19 protein-coding genes are annotated in these 21,504 nt (G+C 70.1%); 7 read left to right on the forward strand and 12 right to left on the reverse strand.

The window, feature by feature from the left end; translation table 11 throughout:
• The first annotated feature begins 250 nt into the window (after positions 1 to 250).
• The 4 genes from HQ314_RS03600 to HQ314_RS03615 all read left to right on the forward strand — a co-directional run bounded on the left by HQ314_RS03600 (position 251) and on the right by HQ314_RS03615 (position 5,638).
• Positions 251 to 1,318: a polyprenyl synthetase family protein gene (locus tag HQ314_RS03600; RefSeq protein WP_027505836.1), complete on the forward strand. Its 1,068-nt coding sequence runs from the start codon at positions 251 to 253 to the stop codon at positions 1,316 to 1,318.
• A complete protein-coding gene (crtI, locus tag HQ314_RS03605; RefSeq protein WP_222638368.1) occupies positions 1,315 to 2,883 on the forward strand; it encodes a phytoene desaturase family protein in 1,569 nt (522 codons plus the stop codon). The genes HQ314_RS03600 and crtI overlap by 4 nt, the downstream gene beginning before the upstream one ends.
• Before the next feature lie 101 nt (positions 2,884 to 2,984).
• Positions 2,985 to 4,649: an alpha-(1->6)-mannopyranosyltransferase A gene (locus tag HQ314_RS03610; RefSeq protein WP_222630569.1), complete on the forward strand. Its 1,665-nt coding sequence runs from the start codon at positions 2,985 to 2,987 to the stop codon at positions 4,647 to 4,649.
• Positions 4,646 to 5,638, forward strand: coding sequence for a phytoene/squalene synthase family protein (locus HQ314_RS03615; RefSeq protein ID WP_222649276.1), 993 nt, complete (start codon positions 4,646 to 4,648; stop codon positions 5,636 to 5,638). Before HQ314_RS03610 ends, HQ314_RS03615 begins: the two co-directional genes overlap by 4 nt.
• Positions 5,639 to 5,650: 12 nt before the next feature.
• Here the strand turns inward: HQ314_RS03615 and HQ314_RS03620 are convergent, their stop codons facing one another.
• Positions 5,651 to 6,019 carry an Rv2175c family DNA-binding protein gene (locus tag HQ314_RS03620; RefSeq protein ID WP_027505833.1) on the reverse strand — a complete coding sequence of 123 codons (369 nt, stop codon included), beginning with the start codon at positions 6,017 to 6,019 and terminating at the stop codon, positions 5,651 to 5,653.
• A gap of 161 nt (positions 6,020 to 6,180) precedes the next feature.
• On the opposite strand from HQ314_RS03620, the gene pknB reads away from it, so the two are divergent.
• A complete protein-coding gene (pknB, locus tag HQ314_RS03625; RefSeq protein WP_308119214.1) occupies positions 6,181 to 8,202 on the forward strand; it encodes a Stk1 family PASTA domain-containing Ser/Thr kinase in 2,022 nt (673 codons plus the stop codon).
• Between the two features lie 39 nt (positions 8,203 to 8,241).
• Here the strand turns inward: pknB and HQ314_RS03630 are convergent, their stop codons facing one another.
• A complete protein-coding gene (locus tag HQ314_RS03630; RefSeq protein WP_027505831.1) occupies positions 8,242 to 9,627 on the reverse strand; it encodes a class II 3-deoxy-7-phosphoheptulonate synthase in 1,386 nt (461 codons plus the stop codon).
• 46 nt (positions 9,628 to 9,673) lie between these two features.
• On the reverse strand, positions 9,674 to 10,183 hold the full coding sequence (locus HQ314_RS03635) for a polyadenylate-specific 3'-exoribonuclease AS (protein ID WP_027505830.1): 510 nt from the start codon (positions 10,181 to 10,183) through the stop codon (positions 9,674 to 9,676).
• A 39-nt stretch (positions 10,184 to 10,222) separates the two neighbouring features.
• Between HQ314_RS03635 and HQ314_RS03640 the strand changes: the two genes are divergently transcribed.
• Complete coding sequence (locus HQ314_RS03640; protein WP_222649278.1) at positions 10,223 to 11,500, forward strand: glycosyltransferase 87 family protein; 1,278 nt, start codon at positions 10,223 to 10,225, stop codon at positions 11,498 to 11,500.
• A gap of 1 nt (position 11,501) precedes the next feature.
• Here HQ314_RS03640 and HQ314_RS03645 read toward each other — a convergent pair whose 3' ends face one another.
• From HQ314_RS03645 to HQ314_RS03665, 6 genes are all read right to left on the reverse strand, one after another.
• Positions 11,502 to 12,239 carry a 1-acyl-sn-glycerol-3-phosphate acyltransferase gene (locus HQ314_RS03645; protein ID WP_027505828.1) on the reverse strand — a complete coding sequence of 246 codons (738 nt, stop codon included), beginning with the start codon at positions 12,237 to 12,239 and terminating at the stop codon, positions 11,502 to 11,504.
• A gap of 190 nt (positions 12,240 to 12,429) precedes the next feature.
• Complete coding sequence (locus HQ314_RS03650) at positions 12,430 to 13,413, reverse strand: ROK family protein (protein WP_027505827.1); 984 nt, start codon at positions 13,411 to 13,413, stop codon at positions 12,430 to 12,432.
• A 37-nt stretch (positions 13,414 to 13,450) separates the two neighbouring features.
• Complete coding sequence (locus tag HQ314_RS03655) at positions 13,451 to 13,849, reverse strand: hypothetical protein (protein ID WP_222630548.1); 399 nt, start codon at positions 13,847 to 13,849, stop codon at positions 13,451 to 13,453.
• The gene (locus HQ314_RS03660; protein ID WP_308119250.1) at positions 13,842 to 15,122 is read right to left on the reverse strand and encodes an ArsA-related P-loop ATPase; all 1,281 of its coding nucleotides are present in this window, start codon (positions 15,120 to 15,122) and stop codon (positions 13,842 to 13,844) included. Before HQ314_RS03660 ends, HQ314_RS03655 begins: the two co-directional genes overlap by 8 nt.
• On the reverse strand, positions 15,098 to 15,535 hold the full coding sequence (locus HQ314_RS21170) for an SRPBCC family protein (RefSeq protein WP_261781342.1): 438 nt from the start codon (positions 15,533 to 15,535) through the stop codon (positions 15,098 to 15,100). The genes HQ314_RS03660 and HQ314_RS21170 overlap by 25 nt, the downstream gene beginning before the upstream one ends.
• A gap of 124 nt (positions 15,536 to 15,659) precedes the next feature.
• Entirely contained in the window at positions 15,660 to 16,037 is a 378-nt protein-coding gene (locus HQ314_RS03665; protein WP_222649280.1) for a polyketide cyclase / dehydrase and lipid transport, read from the reverse strand.
• 135 nt (positions 16,038 to 16,172) lie between these two features.
• Between HQ314_RS03665 and HQ314_RS03670 the strand changes: the two genes are divergently transcribed.
• Positions 16,173 to 17,981 (forward strand): long-chain fatty acid--CoA ligase, encoded by a 1,809-nt coding sequence (locus tag HQ314_RS03670; RefSeq protein ID WP_222649281.1) that lies wholly within the window; start codon positions 16,173 to 16,175, stop codon positions 17,979 to 17,981.
• Here HQ314_RS03670 and HQ314_RS03675 read toward each other — a convergent pair.
• From HQ314_RS03675 to HQ314_RS03685, 3 genes are read right to left on the reverse strand one after another with little or no spacing between them, the layout of a single operon-like run.
• Entirely contained in the window at positions 17,969 to 19,093 is a 1,125-nt protein-coding gene (locus HQ314_RS03675) for a glycosyltransferase family 4 protein (RefSeq protein ID WP_222649282.1), read from the reverse strand. The two genes, HQ314_RS03670 and HQ314_RS03675, sit on opposite strands and share 13 nt — an antisense overlap.
• Before the next feature lie 26 nt (positions 19,094 to 19,119).
• On the reverse strand, positions 19,120 to 20,436 hold the full coding sequence (locus HQ314_RS03680; protein WP_308119215.1) for a hypothetical protein: 1,317 nt from the start codon (positions 20,434 to 20,436) through the stop codon (positions 19,120 to 19,122).
• On the reverse strand, positions 20,406 to 21,407 hold the full coding sequence (locus HQ314_RS03685; RefSeq protein WP_081821287.1) for a C40 family peptidase: 1,002 nt from the start codon (positions 21,405 to 21,407) through the stop codon (positions 20,406 to 20,408). Before HQ314_RS03685 ends, HQ314_RS03680 begins: the two co-directional genes overlap by 31 nt.
• Positions 21,408 to 21,504 lie beyond the last annotated feature (97 nt).

Here is a 21,504-nt window from a genome sequence, read left to right on the forward strand (position 1 = left end):
GCATAGATTCCCGCGCCGACCTGCTCGGGCCCCCAGGTCGTCCGCACCGGCGCCGTGTCCGAATACCCGGATAGAGTCGGGGGTGCCAGGACGCTGCGCCCGAGACCCGACCGCATCCCGACCGACTGCCCGCGGACTCCGTCCGCCGCACCGAACACCGGAGGAAACTCTGTCCGCCGCACCGCACAGCCCCGCCGCCCACCGACCGCTCGACGCGGAGTCCGCCGCGGACGACCGTGATCAGTGGCCCCTGGGGACGTTCGTCGATGCGGTCGAGACGTCCCTGCGCGATTTCGTCGCGACGCAGCAGGCCACGGTCGACTCGGTCGGTCCCATCTACACCGACGCCGTGGCAGAGCTCACCTCCTTCGTCTTCCGCGGCGGCAAGCGGATCCGCCCCGCCTTCGCGTGGACGGGCTTCCTGGGCGCGGGCGGCGATCCGCACGCCGCCGAGGCCGACGCCGTCCTCGACGTGTGCTCCGCCCTCGAATTCGTCCAGGCGTGCGCGCTGGTGCACGACGACATCATCGACGCGTCCTCGACCCGTCGCGGATTCCCCACCGTCCACGTCACCTTCGCCGAACGGCACCGCGCGGCCGGGTGGCGCGGGAACTCGGACAAGTTCGGCGAGTCGGTCGCGATCCTGCTGGGCGACATCGCGCTCTGCTGGGCCGACGATCTCGTCCGCGCGGCGGCACTGGACTCCGCCACGTCGGCACGCCTCGCTCCGGTGTGGTCTGCGATGCGCACCGAGGTGCTCGGCGGACAGCTGCTCGACATCGCCGTGGAGGCCAGTGGAGACGATTCCGTCGAGGCCGCGCTCCAGATCGACCGCTACAAGACGGCGGCCTACACGGTGGAACGCCCTCTCCTCATCGGCGGCACGCTCGCCGGCGCCGGCCCCGACCTGCTGGAGGTCTACAGCACGTTCGGTGCGGACATCGGCATCGCCTTCCAGCTGCGGGACGACCTGCTGGGAGTGTTCGGGGATCCGTCCGTGACCGGCAAGCCGTCCGGCGACGATCTGCGTGAGGGCAAGCGGACGGTGCTCCTCGCCGCAGCCCTGGACGCGGCGGACGAACGCGATCCCGCCACCGCGGCTGCTCTGCGCGCGGGAATCGGCACCGACCTCTCCGAGGCTGCCGTCGACGACCTGCGTGCGCACATGATCGATCTCGGTGCCGTCGACGACGTCGAGCGCCGCATCACCACACTGACCGACAGCGCCCTGGCGGCGCTGAACGCGTCCGATGTCACCGAGGACGCCAAGAGGCGGCTCACGGCCATGGCCTACACCGCCACCAGGAGAACCTCATGACGCATGCCACCGTGTCCGGACCCACCGATCACGTGATCGTCGTGGGCGCCGGTCTGTCCGGCCTCGCCGCGGCGCTCCACCTCCGCGGCACCGGTCGCGAGGTCACCGTGATCGAGAGGTCCGACACCGTCGGCGGCCGGGTGGGTTCCGTCGCGGCGCCGGGCTACCGCATCGACACGGGCGCGAGCGTTCTCACGATGCCCGACCTGATCGATCAGGCGCTCGCCGCGGTGGGTGCGACCCGCGAGTCCACCACGCCTCCCCTGCGTCTGACACCGTTGCATCCGGCGTACCACACCCGTTTCGCCGACGGCACCACCATCGACGTCCACTCCGATCCCGAGCGGATGATCGCGGAGGTCGGCGAGAAGTGCGGGCCGGACGAGGCTCGGCGCTACCGCACGCTCCGCGCGTGGATCGGATCGATGTTCGACGCGGAGTTCGACCGCTACATCGACGACAACTTCGACTCACCGCTCGACCTCGTGGGCGAGCGCACGGCGCGAGCGAACACGCTGACCCTGCTGCGTCTCGGGGGGTTCGGAAAACTCGGAAAGCGGATCGACAAGCTCATCGACGACCCGCGACTGCGCCGCATCTTCACCTTCCAGGCTCTCTACGCCGGTGTCGCGCCCGCCAAAGCTCTCGGGGTCTACTCCGCGATCTCGCACATGGACACGTCGTTGGGTGTGTCGTTCCCGGACGGCGGAATGCAGTCGATCGCGAACGCGATGGCCGACGCGTTCGTGAGTGCGGGCGGCACGCTGCTGCTCTCCACCGGCGTGGCCGCCATCGAGAAGGGCGGGACCCGCGCTCGCGCGGTGGTGACCGAGAACGGCGAGCGGCACACGTGCGACTCCCTGATCCTCACGCCGGATCTCCTGGTGACGGATCGCCTTCTCGCCACCGCCGGCATCACCGTGCGCCGCAAGATCCGGGCGTCACCGTCCTGTGTCGTGGTGCACGGCCGCGTGCCGGTGGACGTCACCGCGCGGTGGTCGTCCCGCTCGCACCACGTCATCGACTTCGGGCACAACTGGAACGAGACGTTCGAGGAGCTCACCGCCTCGCGTGGGCGCGGCACACTCATGTCGGACCCGTCGTTGCTCATCACCCGGACCTCGCTGACCGATCCGGCTCTGCGCGTCACGCACGACGGCGTCGAGCAGGAGCCCATCTCGATCCTCGCGCCCTGCCCCAATCTCGACAGCGCTCCGTTGGACTGGTCCGCCATCACCGACCCCTACGTGCGGGAGATCCTGCTCGAGATGGATCGCCGCGGATACACGGGCGTGTCCGAGCACCTCGAGATCGACCACATCGACACGCCGGCCACCTGGCTCGCGCAGGGGATGGTCGCGGGAACCCCGTTCTCGGCGTCGCACATCTTCCGCCAGACCGGCCCGTTCCGGCGCCGCAACCTGGTCAAGGGCATCGACAACGTCGTCCTCGCCGGGTGTGGGACCACCCCCGGAGTGGGTGTGCCGACGGTGTTGATCTCGGGTCGACTGGCCGCCGAACGCATCGATCCGTCCGTGCGTCGCTCGGCCCGTGTGGCCGTCTGACGGCGGGCCGGTTCGTCTTCCGGTCCGGAGCCTCTAAACTCACGTGAGTTCAGCCCGGCTTCCGCACGGTCGCCGGCATGTCGCGTCTTCCGGGGAGGAACATGACGACGTCCTCCCCACTCCGGGCCGCGGACGCCACCGACGAGTCGTCGTGGCGATCGACACGGCGGTTCTTCGGGGGACGCGCAGGCCGCGCCACGTTGGTGGGTCTGGCCGGGTCCGCGCTCATCACTTTCGGCGGTTTCGGCTCGGGTGCCGTGCGCCGTCGTGACCCGCTCCTCGAGGCGATGCACCTGTCCTGGCTCCGCTTCGGGCACGGACTCGTGTTGTCGACCGTCATGGTGTGGATCGGCGTGCTGCTCATGATCGCCGCGTGGGTCCGTCTCGGACGCGCCACTCTCGGTCACCGGACCACGGTGCGGCAGCTGCGCTGGGTGGTGCCGCTCTGGATCGCGCCGCTCCTGCTCGCGGTCCCGATGTTCAGCCGCGACGCGTACTCCTATCTCGCACAGGGCGCCCTCCTCCGGGACGGGTTCGACCCGTACGCCGTCGGTCCCGTCGCCAATCCCGGTGTGCTGCTGGACAACGTGAGCAACGTCTGGACCACGACCACCGCGCCCTACGGCCCGCTGTTCCTCCTGCTGGGCGAGGGCATCACCTCGCTCACGGGCGACAACGTGATCGCCGGGACGATGTTGCTGCGCCTGACCATGCTGCCGGGGCTCGCCCTCACCATGTGGGCGGTCCCCCGCATCGCCCGACACTTCGGCGCGGATCCCGCCGTGGCCCTGTGGCTCGCCGTGCTCAATCCCCTGGTCCTGATCCACCTGATCGGCGGCGTCCACAACGAGATGCTCATGGTCGGTCTCATGACGGCCGGCATCGCCGCCGTCCTCGACCGGCACCACGTCGCCGGGATGGGGCTCGTCGCGGTCGCCGTGGCGATCAAGGCCACCGCGGGCATCGCGCTGCCCTTCCTGGTGTGGATCTGGATGCTCCACGAGCGCGACCGGCTCCGCACCGAGAACGAGGCGCGGGCCGAGCGTGGTGACCCGCCGCGACGCCAGCACGTCCTGCTGGTGTTCGCGAAGACCGCAGGTATCGGTTTCGCCGTGTTCGTCGCGGTGTTCGTCGTCGCGTCCCTGGTGGCCGGCGTCGGCATCGGCTGGCTGACGGCGCTCTCGGGCTCGGCCAAGATCATCAACTGGCTCTCGCTGCCGACCATCCTCGCCCACCTGGTCACGGTCTTCACCGGGTGGTTCACGGGCGCTCGGCTCGGCCCCGTGCTCGAGGTGACCAGGATGCTGTGCGCGGTGGCTCTGGCCGCGATCCTGGCCACGGCGTGGTGGCGATCTCGCCACTCGGAGCGCGGCGCACTGCTGGGCATTCTCGTGTCGCTGGTGGCCATCGTGATCCTGTCCCCGGCCGCTCTCCCCTGGTACTACTCGTGGCCTCTCGCCGTCGCCGCGGGTCTCACCATGTCGGCGACCACTCTGACCGTGCTGGTCGGCCTGTCCGCCTGGCTCATGTTGGTGTTCCAGCCGGACGGGTCCATCGGTCTCTACACGTTCCCGCACGTCGTGCTGGCGACGTTCGCCGCAGTGGTCGCCGCGCTGTCGCTCCGGACGGTCGATCCCCTCCGCCTGCGGGCCGTCACACACCCGGAGCACGAGAACACGTTCGTCCCGGCCCCGCGCGTCCGCGCCGAGACCGCCCGCCCGGACCAGCCCCGTCCGGACCAGCCCAGCCAGGAGTTGACCGAGTGACCGATCTTCCCGAGGCCTACGCGCTGTGCCGGGACGTGGCAGCCGAACACGGTAAGACGTACTTCCTCGCCACCCGCCTGCTGCCGACCGACCGTCGGCCCGCGGTGCACGCGCTGTACGCGTTCGCACGCATGGTCGACGACATCATCGACGTCGACATGATCGCCGAGCGCGGCGACGACGCGGCGGTCGCACTCGACCTGGCGCTGCTCACCCGCATCGAGGAGCGACTGAACGAGGGTCTCGCCTCGACCATCGCCCCGCCGACGTCGGTTCCGCCCGGACCCGACCGGCGCAACGAGCTGATCCTGGCGGCCCTGTTCGACACCGCACGTCGCTACGACATCCCGTCCGAGTACTTCACTGCCTTCATGACGTCGATGCTCATGGACGTACCGCACTCGGCGATCTACAAGGATCGCTACGCCACCATGGACGAGTTGTCGACGTACATGTACGGCTCCGCCGCCGTGATCGGGCTGCAGATGCTCCCCGTCCTCGGCACCGTGTGTCCGGTCGAGGAAGCCCGCCCGACGGCGTCCGCTCTCGGCGAGGCTTTCCAGGTCACGAACTTCGTTCGCGACGCGGGCGAGGATCTCGCGCGCGACCGCATCTATCTGCCCGGCGACGTGCTCACCGCCTACGGCGTCGACGAGGACCTGCTGTGGTGGTGCCGCCGTACGGACTCCGTCGATCCGAGGGTCCGCCGCGCTCTGGCCGACATCATCGCCACCACCCGCGCGCTCTACCGCACCGCCGAGCCCGGCATCGCCCTGCTGGAACCGCGGGCGCGCGAGGGCATCCGGGTCGCGTTCGCGCTGTACCAGGACATCCTCGAAGCCGTGGAGAACGACGGTTACCGGTCGTTGTCCGTCCGCTCTCGCGTGGGCACTCCTCGGCGCGCTCGTGTCGCCGCGATCGCGGCCGGTCGAGGTCTTCTCGTCAGAGCCGGAGAACGGCTCCCGCGGCCCGGGTCCCGCGCCGCCTGATCCGATCGAGCGCTAGAAGGCCATGGCCTGGGCGCGGCGGATGATCTCGCGGGCGTGGTCGCCGCGCAGCACGTCGGCCGGCATGCCCGGCAGACTGTCGTCCGGGGTGAAGAGCCACCGCAGAATCGACGGGTGGTTGTAGCCGCCGTCGAGCAGAACCGCGATCGCACCGGCGAGGTACTTGATCGGCTCGCCGTCCTCGCCGACGAACTTCGCGGGGATCGAGACCACTCGATCGCGGCGCACCGCGATCAGCTTGTGCTCACGCACCATCTGGTAGAGCTTCGTCACGGGGACGCCCATGATCTCGGCGGCGTCGGGAATCGCGATCACGGCCTCGTCGGCAGGCAGGACGTCGTCGCAGTAGGGAATGGCACTCACGCGGTCAAAGGTAGTCACGGCCCGCCGCCAGGACAATTCGCCGACGCCCGCCTCCCGCGCCGTGTTCCCGCACACGTGACTGCTACCTCATCCGTCACACTGGCTACCATCGAATGATCGGCATCGATCGATGCGAGAACACGACAGGAGAGTGGACGCAGGTGACAACGTCAGGTCCGTCGCTGCTCGGCGTGCTGCTGGACCGTCGTTACCGCGTCGACGCGCCGATCGCCCGCGGCGGTATGTCCACGGTCTACCGGGGTCTGGACCTGCGTCTGGACCGGCCCGTGGCCATCAAGATCATGGATCCCCAGTTCGCCGCCGACCCCGAGTTCGTGCGTCGCTTCGAGTTCGAGGCGCGAGCGGTCGCCCGGCTCAGCCACCCGGGTCTGGTCGCCGTCCACGATCACGGTCGCGACGGTCAGCACGCCTTCCTGGTCATGGAACTGGTCGAGGGCGGCACGCTGCGCGAGTTGCTCCGCGAACGCGGACCGATGCCCCCGCACGCCGTCGCCGCCGTTCTCCAACCGGTGCTCGACGGACTCGCGGTCGCGCACCGCGGTGGCCTCGTGCACCGCGACGTCAAGCCGGAGAACGTGCTGATCTCCGACGCGGGCGAGGTCAAGATCGCCGACTTCGGTCTGGTGCGCGCCGTGGCCGCGTCGACGACGACGTCCAACAGCGTCATCCTCGGCACTGCCGCCTACCTCTCCCCCGAGCAGGTGACCACCGGATCGGCCGACGCGCGCAGCGACGTGTACTCGGCGGGCATCCTGCTCTTCGAACTGCTGACCGGACGCACGCCGTTCCAGGGAGACACCTCCCTCTCGATCGCGTACCAGCGCATCGAGAACGACGTTCCGCCGCCGAGCTCGGTGATCGCAGGGGTGCCGCCCCACTTCGACGCACTGGTGCGCGACGCGACAGCGCGGCGTCCCGAGGAGCGGTTCCGCGACGCCGGCACGATGGGCGACGCGGTGCGCTCGGTCACCAGGACCCTCGCTCTGCCCCACTACCGGGTGCCGTCCCCGTCGCGGTCGGCCGAGCATCTGAGCGCCGAGACGCTGAACGCTCCGCGCCCCTACGCTCCGCAGGCTCCGCGTACTCCGGAGACGGAGATCGTGTCCGTCCCGGCAGACGACTTCTCCGCCGTGTCCGACCGCGGGCACCCGTCCACCGGCGGTGTTCAGCACACGCGGATGGTGACCACCGCGACTCCCCGCGGCGCCGACGAACCGCGGTCCACCGCCGCCGAGCCGGTGGACCGGAAAGCCTTCGCGTTCCCGGACTTCGACGCGGACAAGCGCAGGTCGCGTCGAGTCGCACGCACATGGCTCGCGATCGTCGTGATCGTGGCGGTCCTGCTCGGCACCGTCGGCTGGTGGGCCGGGTCCGGCCGCTTCACCGCGGTGCCGGCCATCGACGGGCTCGACCGATCCACCGCCGTCTCCGCCATCGAGGCGGCCGATCTCTCGGCGACCGTCGAGGGCCGCTACACCGACAGCGATCCCGTGGACCGATTACTCGGAACCGATCCTCCCGCAGGGTCACGGATCGCCCGGGGCGAGACCGTGACCCTTCTCGTTTCTCAAGGCAGGCCCACCGTCCCGGCCCTCGGGAACGCGGACTCGACCACGGTGGAGGCGGCACTGCGGGAGCGGACGTTCGTCCCCGTGGACGGCGGTGACGCCTTCAGCAGCGCCGCACCCGTCGGTGCGGTCGCCGCACTCGACCCCGCGCCCGGGACGGTCCTGCCGGTGGGCAGCGAGGTCCGGGTGGTGACCAGCAAGGGCGCTCCCCCCGTCGACGTTCCCGACGTTCGGGGCGAGACGGAGCAGCAGGCGCGTGCGGAACTCGATCGGGTCGGCATCACCGTGGCGACGGTGGACTCCGTCTTCGACGAGGACGTCGACGGTGGCCGTGTCATCGGGACCGACCCGGCGAGCGGCACGTCCGTGACCGCGGGATCGACCGTCACGCTGCGGGTGTCGACGGCCGTGGAGGTGCCCTCGATGCTCGGACGCACCGTCGGCTCGGCGCGGTCGGAACTCGAACGCCTGGGGCTCACCGTGGTGGTGCGCCAGGTCGCGCAGACGGATCGCTCGCTCGTCATCGCCCAGTCGCCCGGTCAGGGCGACCGAGTGCAGAAGGGCAGCACGGTCACTCTGACCGCGCTGCCCTGAGTTCTGCTCCGGCGACAGTGCCGGCGACAGTGCCGGCGATCAGCCGCGCAGCATCTCCGCGACGAGGAAGGCCAGCTCGAGAGACTGCTGCGTGTTCAGTCGCGGGTCGCAGGCCGTCTCGTACCGTCCGGACAGATCGAGGTCCGAGATGTCCTGGGCGCCGCCGAGGCACTCGGTGACGTTCTCACCGGTGAGCTCGACATGGATGCCACCCGGGTGCGTCCCGAGCTCGTTGTGCACCTCGAAGAAGCCCTGGACCTCGTCGACGATGCGGTCGAAGTGGCGCGTCTTGTAGCCGGTGGACGCCTCGTGCGTGTTGCCGTGCATGGGGTCGCACTGCCAGATGACCTGGTGACCGGTGGCCTGCACCTTCTCGATGATGGGCGGCAGCAGGTCCCGCACCTTGCCGTTGCCCATGCGCGAGATCAGCGTCAGCCGGCCGGGCTTGTTGGTCGGGTCGAGCCGCTCGACGTACTCGACGGCCATCTCGGGAGTAGTGCTGGGACCGATCTTCAGTCCGATGGGATTGGAGACCAGCTCGGCGAACGCGATGTGCGCGCCGTCCAGCTGCCGCGTGCGGTCGCCGATCCACAGGAAGTGTGCCGACAGGTCGTAGAGCTTGGCGTGCTCGTCGTCGTTGTCCAGACGCAGCATCGCGCGCTCGTAATCGAGCACGAGCGCCTCGTGAGAGGCGTAGATGGTGGCCTGGTGCAGGTTCGGATCCGTGACGCCGCACGCGTCCATGAACTTGAGACCGTTGTCGATCTCGGAGGCGAGCTGCTCGTACCGGGCACCGGCCGGCGAGTTCTGCACGAACTCGCGGTTCCAGTCGTGCACCTTGTGCAGGTCGGCCATGCCGGCGCCGGTGAGCGCGCGCACCAGGTTCATCGCGGCGCTGGCGTTGGCGTAGGCGCGGACCAGGCGCGACGGGTCGTGCTGGCGGACGGCGTCGTCGGCCACGAGGGAGTTGACCATGTCGCCGCGGTAGGACTTCAGGCCCAGGGCGTCCACGTCGGAGGAGCGGGGCTTGGCGTACTGGCCGGCGATGCGCGCGACCTTCACCACGGGCATCGACGCGCCGTAGGTGAGCACGACGGCCATCTGCAGCAGCGTGCGGATGTTGCCCTTGATGTGGGGCTCGGTGTTGTCGACGAAGGTCTCGGCGCAGTCACCGCCCTGCAGCAGGAACGCCTCGCCGCGGGCGACGGACGCGAGCTTCTCCGACAGCGCCTCGACCTCGCTGGCGACCGTGATGGGCGGCACGCTCTCGAGGACCTTGCGCATGGCCTCCGCCTGATCGGCGGGCCAGCTGGGCTGCTGCGCCGCCGGCTTGGCCAGCGCCACGTCGAGTTGCTCGCGCATCGACTCGGGCAGCGGGGGAAGCTCGGGCAAGCGTTCGATCGGAACGTCGACAGTCCAGTTCACGCGTACAGAGTAGTCGCCCGCTCCGACGGCCGGGACCAGCGGTGTGTCACTCCCGACCGGACCACGCTCTCGCGGCCTCGACGGCCCGGAACTTCGCGAGATTGTGCCGGGCGTCGGCGAGCGCGTCGTGCGAGTCGTCCGGCACCGGCGGCAGCGCGGGCGACCCGTGCTCCTCCCAGTACTGCTTCAACTCCCGCGTGTACCGCGGCATGATCCGCGGGAGCGCCGTCATCGAACCCCACAGCTGGCACAGCGCGACGTGGTCGTACGCCGCCACCCAGGCCCACATCTCGACGGTCGGTCCGACGGTGCCGTGCGGCGCCGACACGAACTCGAGAATGTCGTCGCGGATGCGGCTGCGTGAGCGCCAGAGCGGCGACGAGAACGGCGGGAGCTTCGGCAGGACGTTGCGGCGGACCCAGGTGCCCGCGCGCTCGGGATCGAACTCCGTGGACACGGCGTAATATTCACGCCCGTCCTCCGCCACGATCCCGATGGACACCAGATCGATCGTGCGGCCGTCCTCGATGAACTCGCAGTCGTAGAAGTAACGCACGTCTGCGAGCCTAGGTCACCGAAAGGATCCACCCCGACCATGACGTGGACTCTGCCGTCCGCCCCTCCCTACACCGGGCCGGGGGCGTCGCTGCCCCGACCGGTCGCCGTGATCGCGAAGGTCGCGGTGTGCGTCGGGCTCGTGGCGGGCATCGCGTTCAACGTGGTCGGTCTGCCCCCGCTGCGGGAGTGGGGTGCGATCTACCGGCTCGACCTCGACGTGTATCGCATCGGTGGCCGGGCTCTGCTCGACGGCGTGAATCTCTACGGAGTCCTGCCGCGCACCTCGGTGAACATCCCGCTGCCGTTCACCTATCCCCCGATGGCCGCGGTGTCCTTCGCGCCGATGGCGGTCCTCCCGCTGCCGGCGGCCTCGTTGATCATGACGGCGATGACGATGATCCTGCTCGCCGTCACGGTGGCGGTGTGCCTGCGCTCTCTGGTGCACCTGTCCGCCGGGACGACGGCGTGGGTCACGGGCGGCATCACCGCGATCGCGTTCGCGCTCGAACCGGTGTGGTCCACCCTCGACTACGGGCAGATCAACGTCGTGTTGATGTGCCTCGTCGTCCTCGACGTCCTGCTGAAGCGCACCCCGTGGCCGCGCGGTCTGCTCATCGGCTTCGTCACGGCCATCAAGCTCACGCCGGCGGTGTTCGTCCTCTACTTCCTGCTGCGCAGGCAGTACCGGGCGGCCGTGGTCACCGGCCTGTCGTTCCTCGGGTTCACGGCACTCGGATTCGTCGCGACGTTCCGCGACTCGGTGCAGTACTGGACCGAGGTGCTGCTCGACTCCGACCGCATCGGCGGGCCGGGGTACATCTCGAACCAGTCCCTCACCGGGATGCTCGCGCGGCTGGGTCTCGCGGACGGCCCGCGGACGATCGTCTGGATCGTGTGCAGCGCCGTCGTGGGGCTGGTGGCCCTCGTCGCGATGCGACGCGCTCTGGCGGCACACGAGTACCTGCTGGCCCTGTGCGTCAATGCCGCTCTGGGCCTGCTGGTCTCACCGGTGTCGTGGTCGCATCACTGGGTGTGGACGGTGCCGATGCTGATGGTCCTGGTGCACGTCGGCGTGACGCGGCGCGCCCCCGCACTGGTGGCCCTCGCCGTGATCGGCGCAGTGCTGCTGCACTATCCGTCGCACTGGCGCCTCGCGCCCGGACGATGGAACGGCCTGGGCTGGCCCCTGTGGGACCAGATCCAGGCCTCGTCCTACGTGTGGTGGGGACTGGTGTTCGTGATCGCGGTGGCGGCGGTGCCGCTGCGCGATCGACGCAGTCCCGAACGCCCGGGGGTGACCGCCGAGGCGGTCTGACTCAGCCCGCGCGGGTGTCGGGGATGCGCGCGGCCTCGGTCGACGGAGCCGGATCCACCACGGGGGCGGGCGTCTTCTTCATGCTCGCCGCGTACACGTCGACGTACTGCTGACCACTGAGCTTCATGAGCTCGTACATCACCTCGTCGGTGACGGCGCGCTCGACGAACCGGTTGCCGGCCATGCCCTCGTACCGCGAGAAGTCCAGTGGCTTACCGAACTTCACGCCGAGCTTGGTGGGGCGCGGAATCCGCGAGCCGATGGGATTCATCTTCGCGGTGCCGATCATCGCGACCGGAATCACCGGGACGCCGCTCTCGAGAGCCAGACGCGCCATACCCGTCTTGCCCTTGTAGAGCCGATCGTCCGGCGAGCGCGTGCCCTCCGGGTAGATACCCAGCACCTTGTTCTTCGCCAGCACGCGCAGTCCCGCGTCGAGCGCGTCCTGCGCGGCGGAGGCACCGGTGCGATCGATCGGGACCTGTCCCGCCGACGAGAAGAACCACTTCTGGAAGCGGCCCTTGAGGCCCTTGCCGGTGAAGTACTCGCTCTTCGCGAGGAACGTGATGCGACGCGGCACGACCAGGCACGCGTAGAACGAATCGAACACCGCCTGGTGGTTGCTGGCGAGAATCACCGGCCCGTCGTCGGGGATGTTCTCCAGGCCCTCCACGCGAGGACGGCCCATCACCTGCAACACCGGCCCGAGAAGGACGTACTTGAATATCCAGTACCACATGCCCGACATGCCTTTCTCGAAGTACCCGCGACCCGCACCGCGATGCCCGCGGCCCGCTCGGACATCTCGTGGGCGTAACTGTACCGGGGCTTTATGACACCAGCCACAGTTCGAGCGTCAGCTCGGACACATCTCACACCGCCGTCATCACCCGGCCATCGGCCGGACACGAATCCCGCCGCCGAGGCGGTCAGGCGCGTGCCGCGCCCACCTCGACGCGCGCCAGCTCGGCCGCGCCGATCATGCCCGCGGCCTCCCCCAACTGGGTTCCGCGTATCCGGGCGAGGGGCCGGTGGCCGGCGCCCGTGATCTGCGCGGCGTAGTGCTCACGGGCGGTGTCCAGGAACAGCGCGGACGACGTGGCGACGCCGCCGGCGATGACCATCCGGTCGGGGTCGTAGACGTCCGACACCAGCGCCAGTCCGATGCCGAGCCACCGTGCGAACTCGGACATCGTCTCGATGGCCACCAGGTCACCGTCCTGCGCGGCGTTGGCGATGCGTCGACCGGTGAGGGATCCGGGATCGAGGAAGGCCTCACGCGCGAGCACCGTCGATCCCCGCGGGTTGGCGGCGAGGAGCTCGATCGCCGTGTCCACCAATGCGGTACCGCTGCAGTAGCGCTCCCAGCAGCCGCGCTTGCCGCACGCGCACTGACGCCCGTCGGGAACCACCTGCAGGTGGCCGAGTTCCGGCGCGATGCCGTAGCTGCCGCGGTAGAGCTTGCCGTCGATGAGGAGTGCGGCGCCGATGCCGGTGCCGATCGCGATCATGACGACGTTCCCACCGCCCGCGGCCGCACCGAAGCGGTGTTCCGCCCACGCGGCGGCGTTGGCGTCGTGCTCGAGGATGACCGGGATGCCGAGGCGTTCCGTCATCTCCCGCGCGACCGGGCGGTTCACCCACGGCAGGTGGGGGGCGAAGCGCACGACGGTGCGGTCGGAGTTGATGAACCCGGCGACGGCGAGACCGACGGCCGCGATGTCGTGGCGGCTCGCGAGTTCACGCACAGCCCGGTCGATGCCGTTCTCGAGTGCGCGGGAGGACTGCGGCGTGGGCGCCTGGGTGGAGTCGAGCACCTGGCCGTCGACGTCGACCACCGACGCGCGGATGCTGGTGCCGCCCACGTCGATGCCGATGGTCAGAGGCCGGCTGGACCGGGACTGGGCGCTCACGTCTGCGGCATCCTCACGTGGTGGCGGGCGACCGGTGTCACCGGTCGCGATCGGGTCTGCGTGCCGGGTCGGGTTCACGCGTCCTGGTCACCGTAATCGGCTGGTAGCTCGCGGGGCGAACGACGGGTGGCGCAGCGCCCTCCGGCGCGTCGGCTCGTTCCGCGGCGCCGGGCGTGTGTCGCCCCGAACCGTGGGTCTGCAGGAAGTCCCGGAGCACGTCGATCAGACCGTCCATCTCACCGGTGACCAGCGTCAGCAGATCGTGGCGTTCCCCGCGCAGGGCGGCGGCGAGAGCGCAGAACGGGCACCAGGAGCAGCCCTGCCACTCGGGCGCGTCCTCGGTGTCGAGGCGGCGCAGCACCGGCTCGACCCGGTCGATGAGCAACTCGGCCAGCACCCGGAGCTCGGCCGCCAGGTCCCGCCGGCCCTCATCCATCGCCGGACTCCCCCGGTACGTCCGTCTTCTGCAGGTTCTCCGGCCACAGCGCCGGGTCGGGGGCGAAGGTCACGGACAGCACGCCGTCGTCGACGCCGGCACCGGTGACCACGCACCGACGCAGCACCGACGCCAACCGCAGTCGTCGTCGACTGCCCTGCGCACTCACGATCACGTCGTCCTCCACCCGACCCACCGCCACCGAGTCCGTGTCGACGAACGGCAGCGGGACGTCCATCACGTACACCGAGTCCAGGCCCTGCCCGGACTCGTGCCGCACCCGCGGCGACAGCGCGGGCAGCGCGCCGCCGTGTCCGGCCGCCACCTGCCCGTTCAGGTCGGCCGCGACGGCCCCCAGAGCAGTCGACCCTACCGGCTCGGTGGGCTGGGCCGACACGACGTCGACGCGGAGGTCGCCCACCGCGCCGCGGAACTCCGCCAGCGCCGCGCGATGCTCCGCGTGCGCCCGGTCCATCCAGAACACGCCGGGATGCGTGCCCAGCACGGACGACGGCGCCCCGGCCCCCAGGTCCGGGATCACCCCCACGGCCACCACACGATCGACGCGGACGCCGTGGAAACTGGTGACGGCCACCAGCTCTCGCGCCGTTGCGAAGGACCGCGCAGTCGGACGCGAGACGACGACGGCAGAGGTCCGTCCGTCGTCCTCGAGCACGGCGGTGACCGACGTCGCCGCCGCCACGACACGATCGACGAGCTCCACCAGGACGGCCGCGCGGACGTCCTGGCCCGTCGAGGCCACGACGCGGGCATGACGTGGCCAGATGCGTTCGACGTACCCCGCGACAGCTCCGGGGGTCGCGACGATCTCCCGCCAGGACATCGGTCCGGGGCAGTCGACGATCACGTCGTCCCACTCGCCGCTGTCGGCGACGCGCACCACCTCGAGCAGCGCGGTGAGCGGCTCGGCGCCCGGCAGCGACGTCAGCTCCTCGGGATCCGGCAGCGTCGGACCGGCGCCGTGGTCGTGGCGTCCGGCCATCGCCAGAGCCGTGGTCAGCAGGCGGTACTGCGATTCGAGAACGGCCGAGGGGTCGATGCGCAGCACCTCGACTGCGACGTCGGACACCAGGTCCGACGGATCCGCGCCGTCGACCGACGCGAGGAGCACACGCCGACCGGCGCGGTGTGCGTCGACGGCCAGGGCCGCGGCGACGGTGGACTTGCCCGCACCGCCGGCTCCGACGACGAACGTGATCCGCGCGGCGGTCTCGGGAACGCGATCGCTCAGCCTTCGACTCGCTTCTTCAATTCCTTCAACGCGGTGTCGGTGATGACCTTCTCCGCCTTGCGCTTGAACAAGCCGATCATGGGAATGGCGAGATCGACCGTCAGTTCGTAGGTCACCTCGGTGGTTCCGGCACCTTTCTCGGTGAGCACATAGGACCCGACCTGGGACTTCTGCATCTCCCCCGCGACGAGCGTCCACGACACCGCGGTGCCGTCCGGCCGCCAGTCGTACTCGAGCTCGTAGGTGTCCTTGACCATGCCCGCGTCGAGCACGAACCGGACCCGGCGAGCCCGGCCGGACTCCCCCTCCTCGAGGATCTCGACCGACTTGGCCGCGGTGACCCATTCCGGATACCTGGGGAAATCGGCGATGACCGCCATCACCTCGTCCGGCGCCGCTCCGACGACGATCGATTTCGTGGTCTTGTCTGCCATGGAACTCGTTCCCTCCGCGCCGCGTGCCGTCACCTGATCGGCGTCCGTGTACCCACATGATCGACCGTCCGGTGGCACCGCCCGAACGGTGGGGTCGGTTCCTGTCGCCGCGAGTACCCGCGAGTCAGGACCGAAGCCCCGGGACCGGCGGTTCTCCCGCCGCCCGCCCGGCCTCGAGGAGCGCCTTGATCTCGAACGACATCTGCTTGCCCAGTACTCGTCGGCGGTGGGTGGACGGTTCCTGCACTCCGTCGGTCGGCTCCGCGTGCAGGAAGTAGTGGAGTACGACGCCGTCGAGCATCGGCTCGAGCCACACCTCCATGGTTCCCCGGAGCTGTCCCGCGACGACCCATCGGACACCCTTCTCGGCCCGGTCCTCCTGGACCGTGACGGTGAGACCCGGGAACCAGGCCCGCCATCGACGGGTGTCCGACACGAGCGCCGCGACGTCCTCGGCCCGCGCCGCGACGAACGTCTGGTCGGCGACCTGCACATTGCTCATGCGGACCAGAATCCCACGTGCCCTCGTCTACGGCGTCGACGACCTCGGTCGACGAGCACGTGCCGGTGACATCCGGGGAATGGACAGGATTACTGTGAAGCCTCGTCCGAAACCGCTACGACATCGGAGGAATCCGTGCGCGAGTTCACCGTCCCGGCACCATTCACCATCGAGGACGACGCGTCGGTGGTCGACGCCGTGTTCGCGCACGAGAAGACTCGGCCCGACGTCGTGGTGTACCGCCGCGCCACCCGCGACGGGTGGTCGGACGTCCGCGCAGCGGACTTCGCGGCCCAGGTTCGCGCAGTGGCCAAGGGGCTCATCGCATCCGGCGTCAAGCAGGGCGACCGGGTCGCCCTCATGTCGTCGACCCGCTACGAGTGGCCCCTGCTCGACTACGCGATCTGGTCCGCCGGCGCCGTCACCGTTCCGGTGTACGAGACGTCGTCGTCGGACCAGGTGCGGTGGATCCTCGAGAACTCGGGCGCCGCCGCGATGATCGCCGAGACGGTGGCCCACACGAACATCCTCACCAACATCCTTCCCGTGCTGCCGGGTGTCGCGACGGTACTGCAGATCGACGCCTCCGCCGAGCGGCCCGGCGCCATCGACGTCCTCACCGACGCCGGTGCCCAGATCACCGACGCGACGGTGGCCGACCGCGTCGCGGCGCTGCGCTCCTCGGACCCGGCGACGCTCGTCTTCACCTCCGGCACCACGGGACGGCCGAAGGGCTGCGTGCTCACGCACTCCAACCTGATCGCCGAGTCCCGCGGTATCGCCGCCAGTTCCATCGGCCGCATGCTCACCGAGGGACGCACCACCCTGATGTTCCTGCCGATGGCCCACGTGCTGGCACGTGCGGTGTCCATCGCCGCCTTCGACCAGGGCGCGACACTCGGGCACACCCACGACATCCCGCACCTCGTCGACAACTTCGGCTCGTTCCGACCGCACTTCATCCTCAGCGTCCCGCGCGTGTTCGAGAAGGTGTACAACACCGCGCGTCAGAAGGCTCACGGCGACGGCAAGGGCAAGATCTTCGACGCGGCCGCCGACACCGCCGTCGCCTACAGCGCGGCGCGGGACACCGGTGGCCCGTCGATCGTGCTGCGCGCCAAGCACGCTGTGTTCGACCGTCTGGTCTACGGCAAGCTTCGCGCAGCGCTCGGTGGGCAGTGCGAACTCGCCATCTCGGGCGGCGCCCCGCTGGGTGAGCGCCTCGCGCACTTCTACCGCGGCATCGGTGTGACCATCTACGAGGGTTACGGCCTGACCGAGACCACCGCCGCGGCAGCGGTGAACACGCCGGACGAACAGCGCATCGGCACCGTCGGAAAGCCGTTGCCGGGCAACGCCGTCCGCATCGCCGACGACGGCGAGATCCTGCTCAAGGGCGGCGTGGTCTTCGAGGGCTACTGGAAGAACGACGACGCCACCGCCGAGGCGCTGACCGACGGGTGGTTCCACACCGGCGATCTCGGCGCCGTGGACGAGGACGGCTTCATCGCCATCACCGGGCGCAAGAAGGAGATCATCGTGACGGCGGGTGGCAAGAACGTCTCACCCGCCGGCCTCGAGGACTCGCTGCGGGCCAGTGCGCTCATCGGTCAGGCCATGGTCGTCGGTGACCAGAAGCCGTTCATCGGCGCGCTCATCACCATCGACCCCGACGCGTTCCCCGGCTGGAAGCAGCGCAACGGCAAGGACGAGGGCGCCACCGTCGCCGACCTGACGAAGGATCCCGACCTCGTCGCGGAGATCGATGCTGCCGTGGCCGAAGCCAACAAGACGGTCTCGCACGCGGAGTCCATCAAGAAGTACCGGATCCTGTCGGCGGACTTCACCGAGGAGGGCGGCGAGCTGACCCCGACGATGAAGCTCAAGCGCGCCGTGGTCCAGAAGTCCTACGCGAGCGACATCGAGGCCATCTACAGCAAGTGAGCCAGTCGGGCGGCGAGGTCGTCCCACCGCCACTCGGTGGAGACGAACTCGCGTCCCGCGGCCCCCATCGCCGCGGCGCGGTCACGATCGGACAGCACGTCCACGACGGCGCGCCGGACGTCGTCGACCGAGGTGCCGTCGACGGTTGTGCCGGTGACGCCCTCGACGACGGTCTCCGGCGCTCCACCCGACCGGCCCGCGACCACCGGCACGCCGGACGCGGACGCCTCGAGGAACACGATGCCCAGGCCCTCGACGTCCAGACCGGCACCGCGGGTGCGACACGGCATGGCGAACACGTCGGCGAGGGTGTGGTGTGCCGCCAGTTCCTCGGCCGGCACCGACCCCGTGAACACGACGTGATCCGCCACCCCGCACGACTGCGCCAGAGCCCGCAGGGTGTCGCCGTACGGACCGCCGCCGACGACGACCAACACGGCCCCGTCGATCTCCGCGCGAATCCCCGGTAGCGCCCGGATCAGCATGTCCTGTCCCTTGCGCGGCACCAACCGCGACAGGCACAGGACGGTCGGCCGATCACCCAGGCCGTAGCGCGCGCGCAGTGTCTCCCGTGCCGACGTGTCGGGCGCGAACACGGTCGAGTCGACCCCCGGCGGCACGTGTTCGAGGGCCGCGTCCGCCCCGAAGGCCGCGGCGAATCGGCCCCGCGTGTAACGGCTGACGAAGGTGACGACGTCCGCCGTCGAGCCGATACGACCGAGCACCTGCCGCGCCGCCGGCAGCATCGACCAGCCCACCTCGTGACCGTGGGTGGAGGCCACGACGCGCTCGGCTCCGGCACGGCGCAGGTGCGGTCCGAGCACGGCGAGCGGAGCAGCGGCCCCGAACCACACCGTGTCGCACTGTCGGTCGGCCACCAGCCTGGCCGCCCGACGGGCAACGGCCGGTGTCGGAAGCATCAACGTCGTCGGGTGCCGCACCACCTCGAAGGGCTGCTCCGCGTCGAACCGCACGTGGGAGTCGCCACGCCACCGCGGTGCGTAGACCACCAGTTCGTCCGCGGGCAACAGCTGGGCGAAGGTGTGCAGATACGACTGGATGCCGCCGCGCCGCGGAGGAAAGTCATTGGTCACCAGCAGCGTTCGACGCATGGGACCACCGTAGACGGAGACCGCCGTCAGCTCTGCCCGGCGGCCTGTTCCGCCACCCACTGCCCCCACTGCGCGAGGAAGTCGACGGTGCCGAAGCCCAGCGTGGCCGAGAAGACCGAGTCGGTCACGGTGGGATCGGTCGGTCCGGCCGCGAAACGGTCGTACAGCTGCCGGAGCACCGGCTCCCCGAACCGGTCGGCGACGAACGAGGCCACCGACCAGGCGGACTCGTACGCGATCGATCCGCGACTGCCACCCGCGGCGAAGTCCGAGTCCTCCGGGAGGACCCTGGGCGGTCCCGCCGCGCGGACCACGGCCGCGAGGGTGGGCGCGATCTCGTCGAAGGACAGTCCCGAGCCTCGATAGCCCGAGTAGTCGGCGAAACCCTCGAGCATCCACAGGGGCGCGTCCTCCCCGGTGACCGCGCGCATGGCCACGTGGGTGAGCTCGTGGCGCAGCACGGTGCGGCGGGTCGAGTCGGTGAGCCGGTCCGGCGCAGTCGGGCCGAAGACGATGCGCTGGCCGGTGACCAGGCCCCCGCGGACCGGATCCGCGATCGTCGAGGCCGCGACATCGGTGGACGTGAATCCGTCTGCCGCACTGATGAACTCGGCATCGGAACCGGTGACCGTCAGGACCGCGCGGCGAGACCATCCGAGCCCGGCGAACTCGGTCACGGCCGCCACCGCGGAGGGCAGCTCCGCCGCGAGGTCGTCGATGAAGGCGCGCTGCGCCTCGTGACCCACGACGAGCGACGTGGTCGACCCGGTGGCGACTCGCTCCGTGACCACCGGCCCGAAGTCCCACGGGCCACGCCACGTGGTGCGCCCGTACTGCGGCAGGTCGGCATCGGAGACCAGACGCCACGTGTCGCCCCGACGAGCGACGACGAGTGCGATGTCGCGACTCGTGGAACCGATGTCGGCGTCGGCCCAGGCGTAGCGCAGTGCGACGTTCGGCGCCCACACCTCGGTGGCCGCGAGTGCATCCGCCCGATCGACCGGCACCGGAGTCTCCGGACCCGGAGTGAGCTCGTAGCCGAAGTCGGACAGCGGCAGACCGCGCAGCGCCTGCGCGCGGGCGATCTCGCGATCAGCGAATCCCGGGTCAGCGTCGGAGTCGATCAACTCGCGCAGCGCGGCCTCGTCGTCGGAGCGGAGTGCGGCCGTCCATGAGTCGAGCAGTGCCGTGACACCGACGGTGCGGGCGTCCGGGCCCGCAGTCGTCGTGGGCGTCTGCTCGTCGGGTGCCGACGGCGAACACGCCACCAGAAGGGAGAGAACCAGGCCCAGCGCCGCCAGGGCGCGGACCGTCAGTAGCGGCGAGCGCCGTAGAAGGGCCACGATGCCATCGACTCGACACGAACGGGAACACCGAAGGTCGATGCATGGACCACGTTGCCGTTACCGGCGTAGAGACCCACGTGCGATGCGTCGGGATAGAACAGGACCACGTCGCCGGGCTGGAGGTTCGCCTTGTCGACGGGGGTGCCGCCGGCGGCCTGCGCCTGACTCGACCGCGGGAGAGTCTTACCGATCTGCTTGTAGGCCCACACCACGAGGCCCGAGCAGTCGTACCCGTCGGGGCCGGTCGCACCCCACACGTACGGCTTGCCGATCTGCGTGAACGCGGCCGACAGTGCTCCGGCCTGCGATCCCGGCGGGAGGGCGCCGAGGATGGCGGAGGGATCGAAGCCCGGCGGGAACGCGGCGCCGGCCAGCCCCTGCTTCTCCGTGTCTGACAGCGAACCGAACGCGGCGACGACATCGGCTATCTCGCTCTGCAGACGGCTCTGCTTGCCCTGCAGGTCGTCGCTGACAGCCTTCGCCTGCTCCGTGGCCACCCGGGCCGCGTCGGCGGACTGCTGTGACGCCGCCTCGGCTGCCGCTGCGGCGTCGCTGGCCTCCCGGAAGGTGCCGACGGTGGCGGCCGCGTCGGTGGAGATGATGTCGAGAGCGGACATCTGGTCGAGCAACTGCTGCGGGGAATCACTGACCATGACCGCGAAGAGCCGGTTCGTCCGAGCGCCCTGGTAGTTGGCACGGGCGATCTTGTCGACGGCGGGCCGTACCGTGTCGATCTGCGCCGTGGCCGCGTCGAGGGCGGCACGGTCGGCGTCGTGTCGAGCGTCCGCCTCCTGCTGGGCGGCGAGCTTCGCGTCGAGCTCGATCTGGGCGTTGTGCATCGCCTCGGTGGTCTGCTCGGACTCGCGCGAGAGATCGGTGAGCTTCGTGACCGCCTCGGAGGCGGACGCGCCGGGAACCGGGTCGGCGCCGGCGGGACCGGCGGGGAGGACGGCGATCGCCGCTGTCATCGCACTCGCGATCACCAGTCCACGCAGTCTCGTACGAGAAGTGGGACGAACGCGGGGGTGGACCGATGACGGCACGATGAACGGTTCTCCGATCTGG

This window comes from Rhodococcus sp. BP-332, from assembly GCF_019836065.1.
Taxonomy (GTDB): domain Bacteria; phylum Actinomycetota; class Actinomycetes; order Mycobacteriales; family Mycobacteriaceae; genus Rhodococcoides.

Bases quoted from the DNA above. Each gene is read 5' to 3' on its own strand.
- crtI (WP_222638368.1), top strand. From the start codon at position 1,315: ATGACGCATGCCACCGTGTCCGGACCCACCGATCACGTGATCGTCGTG.
- HQ314_RS03610 (WP_222630569.1), top strand. From the start codon at position 2,985: ATGACGACGTCCTCCCCACTCCGGGCCGCGGACGCCACCGACGAGTCG.
- HQ314_RS03640 (WP_222649278.1), top strand. From the start codon at position 10,223: ATGACGTGGACTCTGCCGTCCGCCCCTCCCTACACCGGGCCGGGGGCG.
- HQ314_RS03645 (WP_027505828.1), bottom strand. From the start codon at position 12,239: ATGTGGTACTGGATATTCAAGTACGTCCTTCTCGGGCCGGTGTTGCAG.
- HQ314_RS03655 (WP_222630548.1), bottom strand. From the start codon at position 13,849: ATGGATGAGGGCCGGCGGGACCTGGCGGCCGAGCTCCGGGTGCTGGCC.
- HQ314_RS21170 (WP_261781342.1), bottom strand. From the start codon at position 15,535: ATGGCAGACAAGACCACGAAATCGATCGTCGTCGGAGCGGCGCCGGAC.
- HQ314_RS03665 (WP_222649280.1), bottom strand. From the start codon at position 16,037: ATGAGCAATGTGCAGGTCGCCGACCAGACGTTCGTCGCGGCGCGGGCC.
- HQ314_RS03675 (WP_222649282.1), bottom strand. From the start codon at position 19,093: ATGCGTCGAACGCTGCTGGTGACCAATGACTTTCCTCCGCGGCGCGGC.
- HQ314_RS03685 (WP_081821287.1), bottom strand. From the start codon at position 21,407: ATGACAGCGGCGATCGCCGTCCTCCCCGCCGGTCCCGCCGGCGCCGAC.